Origin of the sequence: Bacteroides muris (ex Afrizal et al. 2022) (assembly GCF_004793475.1) — a bacterium.
In the GTDB taxonomy this organism is placed as follows: Bacteria; Bacteroidota; Bacteroidia; order Bacteroidales; family Bacteroidaceae; genus Bacteroides; species Bacteroides muris.
In genome coordinates this window covers 37,147-52,833 of record NZ_SRYZ01000015.1, presented here as the reverse complement: position 1 = coordinate 52,833, position 15,687 = coordinate 37,147, and the positions used below count along the sequence as shown (strand labels likewise).

Sequence of the window (15,687 nt, the reverse complement as noted above, 5' to 3'; positions counted from 1 at the left end):
AAATGAACAGTATGAAAAAGTTCTATAAAATATTCATCGTGATGGCGTGTTTGCTGTTGGGTGTTTTGTCTTCGTGCGATTATCTGGACGTGGTTCCCGATGAAAAAGCTACAGAAAAAGATGCGTTTGAGGACAAGGAAGCAGCCAGACGTTTCATCTATTCTTGCTATGCTTATATCCCCAATCCGAGAAACGGCACCTCGTCTCTCGATCTTTTTACCGCTGATGAGGTGGTAACAGCATTTGAGCATGAAACATTCGCTTCTTTTCCGAAAGGAAACTATTCCGCTTCCCGTCCGGTTATTTCCTATTGGAACTCTTTGTTCCAAGGAATCAAGCAGTGCTACATCCTATTAAACAACATTGACAAGGTTCCGGCATTGGAGGCATCCGTCAAGGCCGATTACATTGCCCAAGCCAAGTTCCTGATAGGTTACTATCACTTCTTGCTGGTGCGTAGCTATGGTCCGGTAATTCTGGTAAAGGAAGAGCCTTCACTGATTACACCTGCCGACCAATATTCGCCCCGTTCTTCCTATGACGAGTGTGTGGACTATGTATGCCAGATGCTGGACGAATCGGCCGAAGGCCTGCCCGCCACCCGCGTCAACGAGCATTACGGGCTGGCCACCAGTGTGGCTGCCAAGTCCATCAAAGCCAGAATGTTGCTTTATGCAGCATCTCCTTTGTTCAATGGAAACAGTGAGTTCTATGCCGACTTTAAAGATAAGGACGGCAACGCACTGATGCCTCTTACATACGATGCCGGCAAATGGCAGAAAGCCAAGAGCGCATACGAAGAAGCTATCCGTGTGGCAGAAGCTGCCGGATACGGGCTCTACAAGAAAACGGACTATATGTTGGACGGTTTTGATAACGTGGAACCGGTAGATCCGGTGCAGCACACGTTGCGCTATACGGTAATCGAGCCTGCCAATAACGAGGTGATTTGGGCTGATTGCCGCTCGGAAGGTGCTTACAGTATACAGAACAAGTCTTTGCCTTTCTGCAATGGTTCGGCATACAATGGCGTGTCTCCGACACTTGCCATGCTGAAGCGTTTCTATACCGAAAACGGTCTGCCGATTGATGCGGATCCGGCTTTCCCGAAAGGCAACAGCATTTATGAATCGACCACTTTGGGCGAGGAGAATGCAAGCATCGGTGATCCTGAAGCACAGACCATCCGGTTCAATCTGAATCGCGAACCCCGTTTCTACGCTTGGGTGGCCTTCCAAGGAGGTTTCTATGAAATTCTGAGCGCCACGGACGGCAATGGCGCTTATGATGCTGATGCAAGTTACCAGAAATACAATTTGGCTGTCAATCAGGGCAAATTGGTCTGTGACTTTGTGATTGGCGGCAACACTTCACGCCAGCCGGAAGGAAGCACGTTGCGCACAAACAACTATTCACCTACCGGATACCTGAACAAGAAAGGAGTAGTGCCGGGTTATAGTGTACGTACATCTCTGTACAATCCTCCATTTTATCCGTGGCCGGTAATCCGTCTGGCCGAACTTTATCTGGGCTATGCCGAAGCTTGTGTGGAATGCAACGATTTGTCCAATGCCAAGAAGTATTTGAACGAAGTTCGTAAACGTGCCGGCATACCAGATGTGGAAACTTCCTGGAATGGCATTGCCACATTAGACCAGAACAAGATGCGTGAGATTGTGCGTCAAGAGCGTACTATCGAGTTCTATCTGGAGAATCACACTTTCTGGGATTTGCGCCGCTGGAAGGATGCCGAGCGTCATTTCGGTGTAAAAGCAAAAGGTATGAATATTTTGGGTAAGAATATTGAAGAATTCGCACAAGAATCAGAAGTTTCTTTTGAACGCAAATTCGAGAGCCCCACTCAATATCTGATGCCTGTCCCCGTGGAAGATGTCAACAGAAATCTGAATCTGGTTCAGAATCCTGGTTATTAATGAAAAAACAGTATGAAAATGAAAAATACACTTAAATATTTTGTAGGGTTGCTCCTCTCCGGAGCTGCCCTGCTCACTAGCTGCGACAACGAGAGCGGTATTACTCCGGATGAAATCACTGATTTGACAGCCGAAAGTACTCCGGGCTGCATTATATTGCGCTGGAACACTCCAGAAGAGTCTAACATCCGTTACATTGAGGTGAAGTATTACGATCCATTGTTGAAAAAGGATGTGATGCGTACTGCAAGCGTCTATGCAAACAGCATCGAAATCCCGGATACTCGCGCCAAATACGGGGAGTATAACTTTACGGTGCAGAGTGTCAGCGCCACGGGCGACAGAAGTGCCTTACAGAGCATTTCAAAGGTTTCAGAGCCGGCAGAGCCGACTTACGTCAGCACACAAATTGCGTTGACTGCCGCTGATTTATCTACAAACGCGCAGGAACCCAGCGAAGGTCCTATCGCCAATTTGCTGGATGGAAATACAGGTACATTCTTCCATACGGCATGGAGTGTAGAGATTCCGGGACCGCACTGGTTGCAAGTAAACTTGAAGAAAGAAATTACGGAAGCTTATAGATTTGAATACGCGCCGCGTAATGCCAACAACAGACCTACAGATTTTGATTTGATGGGTAGCATGGATGGCAACGAGTGGTTCTTGATAAAGAACTTCACCAAAGAGGCTGACGGCATTGCCGGTGACGGGACCTATGCTTCGGAAGTGTTTGATGTGGAACAACCGTTTAAACAGATACGTATTGTAGTCAACGAAACTAATTCAAAGAGCGTGTTCTGGACTATGTCCATATTCAAGTTCTATTCGGTTACTGTTGAAGACCCGGAAGCACCGGATACGAATGAATAGACACAATCTTCACCTTCAATTTAAATCTTAAAATCATTGGGAGGGGAAGAGGGCTTACAAGGAGCCTTCTTCCCCTTTTTGCCGGATTTGCACTGATTTATTATCCCTTTTTACTAGATTTGCAAACACCAATTATCAAGACAATATGAAACGTATCAAACAAATGTTGACAGGTGCAAGTTTATTCCTACTTTGCAGTTGTGGTGCCCAAATTCAAAAAGAGATTCAAACAACGAAGTCTAATGTAGGTGAAAGCAAAGCGAGTGCGGTGATTGAAACCATTATGTCACGCCGCAGCATCCGCCAGTACAAACCACAAGCCGTGAACCGCGACACCATGCAGATTATCCTGGATTGCGGCATCAATGCTCCCAACGGACAAAATAAACAGTCGTGGGAAATTCGCGTAGTGGACAATCCTGAATTCATCAATGGCATTACGGAAATCTACAAGAAAGAAAATCCCCAAGCCGCCGAAGACCCGAAATTCAAGAACATGTTCCGCAATGCTTCTACAGTGGTATTTATTGCCAATGACCTGGCATATGACCTTTCGCAAATTGATTGCGGACTGCTGGGTGAGAATATGATTCTATCAGCTTGGTCCATGGGAATCGGTTCTTGCTGCTTGGGCGGTCCTACGCGCTTCATGACCTCTACTCCGGCTGCTGCCGAATATTTGAAGAGACTGGATATTCCGGAAGGATACCAGTTGCTTTACTGCATTGCTTTCGGCTATCCGGATGAGGCGCCTGCCGCCAAATCCCGCAATGCGGCAAAAGTAAAATTCATAGATTGATTCCCGTTGGAATGACAACAAAAAAAGGAGTGCCTTACCTTTGGGCAGGGCACTCCTATCGTATTATAGCAACTAAAAAATTTTCTATTTATCAGTTCTTGTTGGCACGCTTACGTTCAATCTCATCCAGAATAACCTTACGCATACGCATGGACTTGGGAGTAACCTCTACATACTCATCCTCCTTGATATATTCCAAAGCCTCTTCAAGAGAGAACTGTACGGGAGGAATCAGCCGTGCCTTGTCGTCCGAACCACTAGCACGCATATTGGTAAGCTTCTTGGACTTCGTAACATTAATCACCAAATCGTTGTCATGAGAGTGCTCGCCCACTACCTGCCCTGCATAAACCTCTTCCTGCGGGAAGATGAAGAACTTACCGCGATCCTGCAATTTGTCAATGGCATAGGCAAAAGCCGTACCGGACTCCATGGCAATCATAGAACCGTTGGTACGCCGTTCAATTTCACCCTTATAGGGCTGGTATTCCTTAAAACGGTGCGCCATGATGGCTTCTCCGGCAGAAGCAGTCAGCACGTTGGTACGCAGACCGATGATACCGCGTGACGGCATGTCGAACTCAAGGTTTACACGTTCGCCGGTGCTTTCCATCTTCACCATTTCACCCTTACGGCGGGTCACCATGTCAATCATCTTGCTGGCATATTCTTCAGGAACATTGATGGTCAACTCTTCGATAGGTTCGCACTTCACGCCGTCAATCTCCTTGAAGATTACCTGCGGCTGCCCTACCTGCAACTCATATCCCTCACGACGCATAGTCTCAATCAATACGGAAAGATGAAGCACGCCACGGCCGGAAACAATCCACTTGCCGTCTTCCTCGCTCTTGCGCACGCGAAGGGCAAGATTCTTGTCCAGCTCCTTCATCAAACGGTCGTGGATGTGGCGGGAAGTAACAAACTTGCCTTCCTTGCCGAAGAACGGGGAGTCATTGATGGTGAAGAGCATGCTCATCGTAGGCTCGTCAATGGCAATGGGCGGCAACGCTTCCGGATTTTCGAAATCGCAGATTGTATCTCCAATTTCGAATCCTTCGATACCTACCAACGCACAGATGTCACCGGAAGATACTTCCCGCACCTTTACACGGCCCATACCTTCGAACGTATGCAGTTCCTTGATTTTTGATTTCACGATACTCCCATCACGTTTTGCCAAAGACACGTTCATACCTTCCTTCAGTGTGCCACGATGCACGCGGCCCACAGCAATACGCCCAGTATACGAAGAATAATCCAGCGAAGTAACCAGCATTTGCGGTGTACCCTCCAACTGTTCGGGAGCAGGAATATTCTCTAAGATACAGTCCAGAAGCGGATAAATATTATCAGTGGGCTGCTGCCAGTCGGTACTCATCCAGTTGTTCTTGGCCGAACCGTAGACAACGGGAAAATCCAATTGTTCTTCGGTAGCCTCTAGACTGAACATCAAGTCGAACACCATCTCGTACACTTCTTCGGGACGGCAATTGGGCTTATCCACCTTGTTCACAACAACAATAGGCTTCAAGCCAATCTGCAGGGCTTTCTGCAATACAAACCGTGTCTGCGGCATAGGGCCTTCGAAAGCATCCACAAGCAGGATGCATCCATCCGCCATATTCAATACACGTTCCACTTCACCTCCGAAGTCACTGTGTCCCGGAGTATCAATAATGTTAATCTTGGTGTCCTTGTAGTTGATAGAAACGTTCTTAGAAAGAATCGTTATACCTCGTTCACGCTCCAGGTCATTATTATCCAGCATTAATTCACCTGTGCTCTGATTGCTGCGGAAAAGGTTTCCGGCCAAAAGCATCTTGTCAACGAGCGTCGTTTTCCCATGGTCTACATGGGCAATAATTGCAATGTTTCTAATATTTTGCATATAATACCTATTATTTTCAGGCGACAAAGTTAGTGATTTTGGATTAGATATGCAGTATAGATATGATTTTTTTGCTGAATATCATTGTGATATAAAAGTTTATCCCTATCTTTGCAGCCCCGAAAGGGAATAATTTATAATAACTTTTAATTAAACATTATGTATTTAGACGCTGCTAAAAAGCAAGAAATCTTCGGCAAATACGGAAAGTCTAACACTGATACTGGCTCAGCTGAGGCTCAGATAGCTTTGTTTTCCTACCGTATTGCTCATCTGACTGAGCACCTTAAGCTCAACAGAAAGGATTATAGTACAGAAAGAGCTTTGACTATGTTGGTAGGTAAACGCCGTGCATTGCTGACTTACCTGAAGGACCGCGACATCACCAGATATCGTGCTATCGTCAAAGAACTCGGCTTACGTAAGTAATCTACTTGCGCCAAAACCATTGAAAGAGCGGGAAGTCCCCTTTGGGAAGTTTCCCGCTCTTCTTATTCATTCCATGCTGATTGCACAACGAGCACTTTCAATATCTCTTTCGGATTCTCAAAGTCGACTTTCTCACGCTCCATGAACGCTTTCATCTCCTGCTGCCTCCCTTTAGGGAAAAGTGCCAACAAGGTTTTCGCGTTCCTGAATTTCTTCCATTTGCCTTCTACACATATATAATAAGTGTTCTCCGTTGCCATCTTATAGACAGAAAGGTCCAGGTCCTGTTCGCCGTTGACACGCTGGTAGCGCGCGTTGACATCAATCGCCTGCACGCTTCCTTGGGTGACGGTTCCCATGGCTCCCTTTTTCCCTACACTTTTCGGAAGTATCTTCCAGTCGACAAAAAGAGTGGCGTTACGGTCGGTCAGCACTTCCAGGAAATGTCCTCCAAACGGAATGAAACGATGCTTGTCCACGGCTATCGTGTCGATGTCATCCAGATTCTCTACGACCATGTCCGTCGTTCCGTTCAGGAAATGCATCTCCTTGTTGATGCAATCGTAGTTAAACTTGCCCTTGGCAAACTGCCGGTTCCTCAACAGGACTTTCCCGGCGGTGAATTCTTTGAAGTAATAGCCTGTGGACTGCTGGGCATTGGCAAGCATAACGCTTCCCCATACCACCAGCAAGTCAATGCAAAGTGCTCTTGTTTTCATTGTCATATATAAAAGTATACCTTTTCAGACACATTTAGGTGTGTCGAAATGAAGAAAGACTAACATAATGATAGAACTCAGGCACGAATTTCACGGATTACACGGATTTTTTTCTTTTGCCAATCCGTGTATCCCGTGTAATCCGTGCCTAATCAAAAGGAAACAGAAAGTTTGTTCTGATACCCCCTTCCTTTTCCTATTCTATCTCAATCTTACTTGATAGCCCACCAAAGCGGAACCATCATGTTGTTCTCTCCACCGAGGAGCTGCAACGCGTGGTTGTATTCGGTCACGTCCGCATTTTCCAAAGAGGTCGGGTAGCGCATACGCTGAGTGAACATACCCCATGTCTGACCGTTCTTGCAAGACTGGGTAACGGGGTCGTAAGTCTTTGCGTTGTCCATATCCGAACCGGTCAATACGGTTTCTGCACCAGGCACTTCAAAGAACGGCAGCCCCAAACGACGGCGATCGTTCCACATTTCAACCACACCGTAAGGAGTGTTGGCGATATACTTCTGCGTGATAATCTTCGACAGGGCATCGTTCAGCTTGTGACCCTTGTACAGAGCCTTGGAAGCATCGGGATAGTGATACATTTTCTTGCCGGCGGTCTTGGTATAGCCGTCCACATAGTCAGCCTCGAAGTCAACGGGTTCTGCGGTGTGGTCAAAACTTGCCGATGTACCTACACGATTGTATACTTCCGAAGCCAAGTATGCGCTTGCATAACGCTCCAGTCCGTGATAAGCGAAACTGGAGGTAACGCCTGCCTCGTAAGCCGTCTTGGCATCCGTACCGGCACTCCATCCGCGAACGGCAGCTTCAGCCAGCAGGAAGTGAGTCTCCCACGGACCGAACCAGATACGTGCCTTCGAGTTGTTGCGATACTTCTCGCTCAGGAAAGAGCAAGTGTTCCAACTATTGACCACCACTTCGTTGAACTTGAATGTCGGACTCCAAGCGGTTCTTACACCGGAAAGCGCACCATTGAAGGTCAATGTAGCGTTTATTTTTCCCCAAGTATAAGTTTCTCCGTCCGTATCCAGCATACCACGCTCTTTATAACTTGAATTACCCTCTTCTGCCACCGTCTGCTTGGCCTCGTCACTGTAAGTGTTTGCCGTTGCATCGTTCGGCAGGTTGTAGAGCACGAAGGCGCGGGGGTCAACCGATTCGGGCACACCATCCAGCCATTGGTAGTTCATCGGGTTATCCGTATTTTCAGGATAGTGGTTCTTGAATTCCAGACCGATGTAGTTCATGGGCTTCACGTAAGGAGTGATGTCGGCCGTACTTTCGGTGATGGCATTGTAACTCTCCGCCGTCTTGATGCCGCCGATACCGGTGAGGATGTTGACCATGGATTGAGAGATGACATTGTCATTCCACGGACGGTTGTAAACACCTTCCCAGTCGCTCCATCCACCATATTCCTGGAAACCGAACAAATCAGCGTTGTCTGTCAGCAACGCGCTGCGAGCAGCGTCTTCAAACTCGCTCTTGGCTTTTGCCGCATCCACCTCGGAGAGACGCATGGCGTAGCGCAGACGGAGGGAATTCGCCAGTTTCTGCCATTTCGTCGGGTTCAGTTTGAAAGCCGCGTCCTGTTTGGACTCCTTTTCGCTAATATCAATATCCATCACCAATTTGGATTGTGCGTCCTTCAGTTCGGAAAGCATGAAGTCGTATACTTCCTGTACGCTGTTGAACGTGGGGTTCACACCTTGGAAAGCGTTCAGCGGGTAAGGGCCGAAGCAATCGGTGAAGTCCGCAATGACCATACAACGCCAGATGCGGGCAATCTGCCGTATATTGTTGTTATATTTCTTCTCACGCTCGTTGTAGTTTCCGGCAGCCTCGTTTTCGTCCACAAGCTTGATGGCATTGGTGGCTGCACTGATGGAGTTGGACGAGAAGCTGTAAAGGCAGCCGTTGTACTCGTCGCTGTAGCGGGCGGCGCATCCGAAGGTATTTTCACCGATGACGCGGGCAATAGAAGCCCAATTGTAAACAAATACACGTTCGTTGTCGTTCGGGTTCTGCTGTGCTTTCTGGAAAGAGGTGGCAAGCAGGTAGTCCGGGCGCATGCTTTCCGCACCGGCAGCGGAAGGGCTCAGATTGATTTCGTCGAAGTCGTCACAAGCAACCAACCCGACAGTCATGGTTCCCAACAGGAACCCATAGAGATATTTATTTATCTTTTTCATTGTAATTCTGATATTATAGGATTAGAAACCAAGGGTTACATTAAACAAGTATGTCCGTGAAGTGGGAGAAGACATATTCTCGAAACCGGTAGCATTGGTGCTTGTTGCAAAGACTGATTCGGGGTCAACACCGTTCAGGTGACTCTTAATCATCCATACGTTGTTGCAGGAAACACCCAGCTTCATTTGCTGGAACGGAGTCTTGGAAAGCATCTTCTTGGGGAAAGCGTAGCTCAAGGAGAGGTTACGCAAACGAATGTTGGAGGCATCGTAAAGGTTTGCCTCGCCGATACCCAGGTTACCTGTTGAGCCGGTAACGGCTGCCCAGTACTGTTGCGGAGTCACCTCAACATCGCTCACTTTGTATCCGCCGTTTCCGTCGGCAATCACGCCGTCAACCACGAATTGCTCACGCTTGCCGCCCACCACGGTACAAGCTGCCGTACCATTGGATTGCAGGGCACGGTTGGTACCGGAGAAAATCTTACCGCCGAAACGGGCATCAACCAATGCGCTCAGCGTGAATCCTTTGTAAGTGAAAGTGTTGGTCCAACCTACCAGGCAAGTAGCCTGCTGGTCACCCAGTTTCGTCATCTGTGAATTGCCTTGGGGCAGACCGCTGGAATTCAGCAACAGTTTGCCGTAGTGAGGGCTGCTCTTATCGGTCACACGCGTGAACGTAGTACCCCAGATTTCACCGTAGTTACCGCCAGCCTTGGCAATGATTTTCAGATTGTCATAACCGCCCAGACGATATTCCTCGATGCCTTTCTCCAGTTCGATAATCTTGTTCTTATTCTGCGAGAAGTTCACCTGCGTATCCCACGTAAAGTCTCTGGTCTGCACCGGAGTGGCATTCAGCATGATTTCGATACCTGTGTTTTGGATGTCACCGGCATTGATTTTATACTGGCTGTAACCGGAAAGTGAGTTCATCGGCATGTTCAGCAACTGGCGACGTGCGTTCGACTTATACCAAGCGAAGTCGAAGCCCAAACGGTTGTTGAAGAAACGTACTTCCAAACCTGCTTCCCAAGAAGAAATCAGCTCGCTGCGTACCCTGTCGTTGTACAAGGTACCGCCTGTATTGCCTGTAACACCGCCAGTGAAACCATCGGAACCGATGGAGTAAGTGTTATACAACTGATAGGGGTCCATGTCATTACCAACCTGTGCGAAAGAGACGCGCGTCTTGGCATACGTGAACCAGGAAGGCATTTCGTGTCCCGTCTTGTTCACCATATCGCTGATGACCCACGATGCACTGATTGAAGGATAGAAGAAGGAACGGTTTTCCTTGCTCAACGTGGAAGACCAGTCGTTACGGAACGTACCGTCCAAGAACACCCAACCGTCGTAATTTACGCCAAACGTACCATACAAGGAGTTAATCTTGCGATGAGAGAGGGTCTGCGAAATGTCACGTTTGGAAGACTCGGAGTTGGTAATCCAGAAGAGGTCGGGAACAATGAGTTCGCTTGCCGAGGTACTGATACCCGTCGAACGACGCTGCATCAAGTTACCACCGAAGGTAACCACGCCACCGAACTTGCCAAGCACCTGGTCTTTCTGTGCAGTAATCAAGAAGCTGTAGTTGTTTTCATAGAACTTCTGTTCGCCCACGCTGTAACGGCCTGTTTCAGAATCCGGTCCGCCGGAAGTCAGCTTGGTTTCGGTTTCTGTGTAGTACATATCGCTGCCGAAACGAATTTCAGCGTTCAACCAATCTGTGAACTGATATTTCATCGAGTAGTTCATCAAGAAACGGTTACGGCTATCCTCGTTAGTACTGTGATCCTTGGACCAGTAGGGGTTACGGCTGTTACCTTTTGCCCACCAGTACATGCTGCCGTCCGTCGGATCCACAGCCTGCTTGAAGCGGGTAATGTCCATCGTGAGCGGGAAGGAGTACATGGCATAGAAATAGTTGTTTGCATTCTGACCGGAGATGGGACGGTTCTTGGCGTAAGAGTTGATGTACTGCACTTTACCGTCAATGCTCCAACGGTCGTCCTTACCAAAGGTAGAGGCAATGCGGGTAGTCACATTGGTACGCTTGTAGTCTGCACCCGGAATCTTGGAGAAGTCATCCAGTCTGGTAAAAGAGGTATAGACGGAAGTCTTGTTGTACTGCTGCGAGAAAGCGACGTTCTCCGTGGCGTTGACGCCTGTCTTGAAAAAGTTTCCCACGTTGTCGTAGTACTTGAAAGGAACAGACTTTCCTTCCCAGTCCTCCACCATCTTGCCGTCGATGACCGGTCCCCAGTTACTACCGCTTTGCGCGTTATAAATGCCATCGGAACCTTGACCGAAGAGCATCTGGCGGTCGGGCTTCATGAATACGTCCTCGATGGAGATAGAGCTGGAGATGGTGATACCCAGACCCGGGTTCTGCGAACCTTTCTTGGTAGTAATCAAGATGACGCCATTACCGGCGCGCGAACCGTAGAGGGCGGCGGCAGATGCACCTTTCAATACTGACATGGATTCGATGTCCTCGGCATTGATATCCGAAAGGCCGTTACCCATATCGGTAGATGGGTTCCAAAAGTCATTGTTGTCGGCGCCGGTGAAGTTATCCAGTGGCGTTCCATCGACCACAATCAACGGCTGGTTGGTACCCGTCACAGAGTTGGCACCACGCAACTGGATTTTAGAAGAACCGGCAGGACCGTTACTTGAACGGATAATCTGCACACCGGACACCTTACCACTCAAGGCGTTCGCCAAATTGGTTTCGCGGGCAGCCACCAAAGCGTCACCCTTCACTTCCTGCATGGCGTAACCCAACGCTTTCTTCTCGCGCTTGATGCCGAGGGCGGTTACCACCACTTCCTGCAACGTCTGAGAGTCGTCCTCCATGCTCACTTTGATGGGTTTGCCGTCCCAAGCCACTTCTATGGTCTTGTAACCCACGAAAGAGATTTGGATGATGTCGCCCTTCTTCACGTTGTTCAAAGTGAAATCACCATTGAGACCGGTAATGGTACCGTTGGTAGTACCTTTCACCACGACGGACGCACCGATGACGGTTTCGCCTGTGGAGTCTGTTACGACACCCGTACACGTAGCACTCTGTTGTGTGATTCGCACATCGTCAGTTCCCGTATTGGAAACTGCGTAAGCTGCTCCGGTGGAAAGCCCCATGAGGAACAGCATCATACTGACTGATTTTAGCAGTTTTAACATAGCTGTGATTTCTAAAGGTTTATTAAAATCAAAATGTCTGTCATCACTAAATTCGATTATTAAGTTAGTTCCGAGGGTACTTAGACCCTTTTTGAATTTATTAAGATTACGGTGGCAAATATAGGATATTTTTGCATATAAAAGAAAAAAATCGTTCCATAAATTCTTCTTCCTCCTTTATGTTTTTAAAATGTCTCTGTAAATAGGCAATTTTCTTATAATTGAGGTGACTATGATTCTACCTATTTGCATATATACCTTATTTATATATACAATACCGGCGGTGTGCCCCCAATAGGGTTTTATTACAGATTTCTCAGATTGTTTGATTTGATTATGAGAAATTTAAAGAAGAGTCTGTGCGAATCTGAGTAATCTGTGGTGGTTTTTGGCGCACCTCCATATTGGTTCGGTTTGATAGACATAAGTGTTTGAGACGATAGATATTTGTGCCTGTTATCCGTTGATAATCAGCATGTAATTCTTCCTGCTATTTCTACGATTGCTTGGCTGCGCCGTGCGATGGCATCTGCCGGAAAGCCTTCCGTTTTCAAAGCGGTTCATCGGTGTTGAAGAAGCGCCGATTTGCCGACCAAAGTACCCTCGGAACTAACTTAATAATCGAATTTAGTGATGACAGACATTTTGATTTTAATAAACCTTTAGAAATCACAGCACATCAGCAACTATTCAGTCCCCCACAGGGGCGCGCTCCTGTGGGGGACTGAATGATACTTTACATTTTCAATGTCGTATGTTTCCTTAATAGAAACCTATTTGAACTTTTATCTGCACGACTCCATATTAGAAAACGCGCATCTTTTAGCTTCTCCTTCCGTCTTTTAATATCTTCGAACGCCATTTTTTCTCATTAGACAGATGTCTAACGAATTAAACTCTTCGTTTCGCAACATAACTGTGCACAACCAGATGAATAAATTGCCTGACTATACATTTATTATATATAAGTGTCCTGCAAATACCTAAGCCGCACCTCCTCCATATCTTATACCTTTTTCAAACGCAGCCAGCGTAAAAGTCTGTTTTAAATGAGCTGCGGCCACAAAACAAACTTTTTTTTCCAAGAATGTTGCAACAAGCCAAAGATTCTCTTATTTTTGCAATTTAACAATTATAAATCATAACCTTAGAGATTGATTACCATTATGGACACCAGCAAAATTGTAGGAGAAAAGATTAAATCGCTCCGCGAAAGCCAATCTATCAGCATGGAAGAACTGTCACAACGTTCGGGACTTGCCATCGAACAGATTGAACGTATAGAAAACAATATCGACCTTCCGTCACTGGCTCCTCTCATCAAGATAGCGCGCGTGCTGGGGGTGCGGTTGGGCACCTTCCTTGACGACCAAGACGAGAACGGACCTGTGGTCTGCCGCAAGAACGAGGCGCAGAACAGCATCAGTTTCTCCAACAATGCCATCCACAGCCGCAAGCACATGGAGTATCACTCGCTCTCGAGGTCGAAAGCCGACCGCCACATGGAGCCGTTCATCATCGATGTGGCTGCCACAGACGATTGCGACTTTGTACTCTCCTCGCACGAGGGCGAGGAGTTTATCCTGGTGATGGCGGGCATCATGGAAATCAGCTACGGCAAGAACACTTACCTGCTGGAGGAGGGCGACAGCATCTATTACGACTCTATCGTGCCCCACCATGTGCATGCCTATCAGGGACAGGCAGCCAAGATTCTTGCAGTGATTTACACACCCATTTGATTAGAGCCTGTTTAATTTTTCTTCAAAAAGCACTTTTCCGGCTTCTTCTCAGATTTCTTCCAGTCTGTTTTTCTGTTTTTATCTGTCACATGGCTCACTATGTTGCTCGTAAAAACAGAAAAACATCCTTATGAAAGAACGCTCAAAAGAGTGCCGGACAAGATTTTAACTTTCAATTCTATTATGCTATACGAACGCACCCTCGGCCAATGGTTGGAACATTGGGCCGCGACAACACCAGACAAAGAATATATCGTTTACTCCGACCGCAACCTGCGTTTCACCTGGAGCCAGTTCAACCGCCGGGTGGACGACATGGCCAAAGGACTGATTGCCATCGGCGTGGAACGGGGAACACACGTAGGCATCTGGGCAGCCAACGTACCCGACTGGCTGACTCTGTTATACGCTTGCGCCAAGATTGGTGCCGTCTACGTAACGGTGAACACCAACTACAAACAGTCTGAACTGGAATATCTCTGCCAGAACTCCGACATGCATACCCTCTGCATCGTCAATGGCGAAAAGGACAGTGACTTTGTGCAGATGACCTATACCATGCTTCCGGAACTGAAAACCTGCCAGCGCGGACACCTGAAAAGCGAACGTTTCCCTTATATGAAAAACGTCATCTATGTGGGCCAAGAGAAGCACCGGGGCATGTACAATACCACCGAAATACTCCTCTTGGGCGACAATATAGAAGACAGACGCCTGAATGAGCTCAAGAGTCAGGTGACCTGCCACGATGTAGTGAACATGCAATACACGTCCGGCACTACAGGATTTCCGAAAGGTGTCATGCTTACCCACTACAACATTGCCAACAATGGCTTTCTTACCGGTGAACACATGAAGTTTACCGCCGATGACAAACTTTGCGTCTGTGTACCATTGTTCCATTGCTTCGGTGTGGTACTTGCCACCATGAACTGCCTGACACACGGCTGCACGGAAGTAATGGTGGAACGCTTCAACCCGCTGGTAGTGCTCGCTTCCATTCACAAGGAACGCTGCACGGCGCTTTACGGCGTACCCACCATGTTCATTGCCGAACTGAACCATCCGATGTTCGATATGTTCGACATGTCCAGCCTCCGTACGGGCATCATGGCAGGTTCCCTCTGCCCGGTAGAGCTGATGAAGCAGGTGGAAGAGAAAATGTACATGAAGGTAACCAGCGTTTACGGGCTGACCGAAGCTGCTCCCGGAATGACGGCCACCCGGATAGACGACCCGTTCGACGTACGTTGCAACACCGTAGGGCACGACTTTGAGCATACGGAAGTAAAAGTCATCGACCCCGAAACCGGAGAAGAATGTCCTGTAGGCGTACAAGGTGAAATGTGCAACCGCGGCTACAACACCATGAAGGGGTACTACAAAAACCCGGAAGCTACAGCCGAAGTCATTGACAAGAACGGCTTCCTGCACTCGGGAGACCTTGGAGTAAAGGACGAGGACGGCAATTACCGCATCACAGGGCGCATCAAGGACATGATTATCCGCGGTGGTGAGAATATTTATCCGCGCGAAATAGAAGAGTTCCTCTATCAACTGGAAGGCGTAAAAGATGTGCAAGTAGCCGGTATTCCGTCTAAAAAGTACGGTGAAGCCGTAGGCGCTTTCATCATCCTGCACGAAGGAGTGGATATGCACGAATCGGATGTACGAGACTTCTGCATCGGCAAAATATCACGCTACAAGATACCCAAGTATATCTTCTTCATCGAAGAATTCCCCATGACAGGAAGTGGCAAGATACAGAAATTCAAGTTGAAAGACCTGGGATTACAACTTTGCAAGAAGCAGGGGATTGAGATTGTGTGATAATAAAGGATAAGAGATTAAGGATGGGGTTATGCCTATATTAAAGTCTATGCGACCCCAGTAATCCCTTA

General features: G+C 47.7%; 10 protein-coding genes. 6 read left to right on the top strand and 4 right to left on the bottom strand.

Annotated elements, in window-relative coordinates; all coding sequences use genetic code 11:
* Nucleotides 1–11 precede the first annotated feature (11 nt).
* The 3 genes from E5355_RS08680 (at nt 12) to E5355_RS08670 (ending at nt 3,606) form a co-directional block, all read left to right on the top strand.
* Nucleotides 12–1,934 (top strand): RagB/SusD family nutrient uptake outer membrane protein, encoded by a 1,923-nt coding sequence (locus E5355_RS08680; protein ID WP_136010034.1) that lies wholly within the window; start codon nt 12–14, stop codon nt 1,932–1,934.
* An 18-nt stretch (nt 1,935–1,952) separates the two neighbouring features.
* Nucleotides 1,953–2,807 (top strand): discoidin domain-containing protein, encoded by an 855-nt coding sequence (locus tag E5355_RS08675; RefSeq protein ID WP_136010033.1) that lies wholly within the window; start codon nt 1,953–1,955, stop codon nt 2,805–2,807.
* A gap of 145 nt (nt 2,808–2,952) precedes the next feature.
* The gene (locus tag E5355_RS08670) at nt 2,953–3,606 is read left to right on the top strand and encodes a nitroreductase family protein (RefSeq protein ID WP_136010032.1); all 654 of its coding nucleotides are present in this window, start codon (nt 2,953–2,955) and stop codon (nt 3,604–3,606) included.
* A 91-nt stretch (nt 3,607–3,697) separates the two neighbouring features.
* On the opposite strand, the gene typA is transcribed toward E5355_RS08670, so the two are convergent.
* Complete coding sequence (gene typA / locus E5355_RS08665) at nt 3,698–5,497, bottom strand: translational GTPase TypA (protein ID WP_136010031.1); 1,800 nt, start codon at nt 5,495–5,497, stop codon at nt 3,698–3,700.
* A 159-nt stretch (nt 5,498–5,656) separates the two neighbouring features.
* On the opposite strand from typA, the gene rpsO reads away from it, so the two are divergent.
* Nucleotides 5,657–5,926: a 30S ribosomal protein S15 gene (gene rpsO, locus E5355_RS08660; RefSeq protein WP_016272369.1), complete on the top strand. Its 270-nt coding sequence runs from the start codon at nt 5,657–5,659 to the stop codon at nt 5,924–5,926.
* A 62-nt stretch (nt 5,927–5,988) separates the two neighbouring features.
* Here the strand turns inward: rpsO and E5355_RS08655 are convergent, their stop codons facing one another.
* The 3 genes from E5355_RS08655 to E5355_RS08645 all read right to left on the bottom strand — a co-directional run bounded on the left by E5355_RS08655 (nt 5,989) and on the right by E5355_RS08645 (nt 12,044).
* Entirely contained in the window at nt 5,989–6,645 is a 657-nt protein-coding gene (locus tag E5355_RS08655) for a hypothetical protein (RefSeq protein ID WP_136010030.1), read from the bottom strand.
* 212 nt (nt 6,646–6,857) lie between these two features.
* Complete coding sequence (locus E5355_RS08650; RefSeq protein WP_136010029.1) at nt 6,858–8,855, bottom strand: SusD/RagB family nutrient-binding outer membrane lipoprotein; 1,998 nt, start codon at nt 8,853–8,855, stop codon at nt 6,858–6,860.
* Between the two features lie 21 nt (nt 8,856–8,876).
* The gene (locus E5355_RS08645) at nt 8,877–12,044 is read right to left on the bottom strand and encodes a SusC/RagA family TonB-linked outer membrane protein (protein ID WP_136010028.1); all 3,168 of its coding nucleotides are present in this window, start codon (nt 12,042–12,044) and stop codon (nt 8,877–8,879) included.
* A 1,166-nt stretch (nt 12,045–13,210) separates the two neighbouring features.
* On the opposite strand from E5355_RS08645, the gene E5355_RS08640 reads away from it, so the two are divergent.
* Together E5355_RS08640 and E5355_RS08635 are read left to right on the top strand one after the other, a co-directional pair.
* The gene (locus tag E5355_RS08640) at nt 13,211–13,786 is read left to right on the top strand and encodes a helix-turn-helix domain-containing protein (RefSeq protein WP_136010027.1); all 576 of its coding nucleotides are present in this window, start codon (nt 13,211–13,213) and stop codon (nt 13,784–13,786) included.
* Nucleotides 13,787–13,969: 183 nt separating this feature from the next.
* A complete protein-coding gene (locus E5355_RS08635; protein ID WP_168354308.1) occupies nt 13,970–15,616 on the top strand; it encodes an AMP-binding protein in 1,647 nt (548 codons plus the stop codon).
* Nucleotides 15,617–15,687 lie beyond the last annotated feature (71 nt).

Excerpts from the sequence above, each read along its gene's own strand:
- E5355_RS08680 (WP_136010034.1), top strand. The coding sequence starts at position 12 with ATGAAAAAGTTCTATAAAATATTCATCGTGATGGCGTGTTTGCTGTTG.
- E5355_RS08675 (WP_136010033.1), top strand. The coding sequence starts at position 1,953 with ATGAAAAATACACTTAAATATTTTGTAGGGTTGCTCCTCTCCGGAGCT.
- E5355_RS08670 (WP_136010032.1), top strand. The coding sequence starts at position 2,953 with ATGAAACGTATCAAACAAATGTTGACAGGTGCAAGTTTATTCCTACTT.
- typA (WP_136010031.1), bottom strand. The coding sequence starts at position 5,497 with ATGCAAAATATTAGAAACATTGCAATTATTGCCCATGTAGACCATGGG.
- rpsO (WP_016272369.1), top strand. The coding sequence starts at position 5,657 with ATGTATTTAGACGCTGCTAAAAAGCAAGAAATCTTCGGCAAATACGGA.
- E5355_RS08655 (WP_136010030.1), bottom strand. The coding sequence starts at position 6,645 with ATGAAAACAAGAGCACTTTGCATTGACTTGCTGGTGGTATGGGGAAGC.
- E5355_RS08650 (WP_136010029.1), bottom strand. The coding sequence starts at position 8,855 with ATGAAAAAGATAAATAAATATCTCTATGGGTTCCTGTTGGGAACCATG.
- E5355_RS08645 (WP_136010028.1), bottom strand. The coding sequence starts at position 12,044 with ATGTTAAAACTGCTAAAATCAGTCAGTATGATGCTGTTCCTCATGGGG.
- E5355_RS08640 (WP_136010027.1), top strand. The coding sequence starts at position 13,211 with ATGGACACCAGCAAAATTGTAGGAGAAAAGATTAAATCGCTCCGCGAA.
- E5355_RS08635 (WP_168354308.1), top strand. The coding sequence starts at position 13,970 with ATGCTATACGAACGCACCCTCGGCCAATGGTTGGAACATTGGGCCGCG.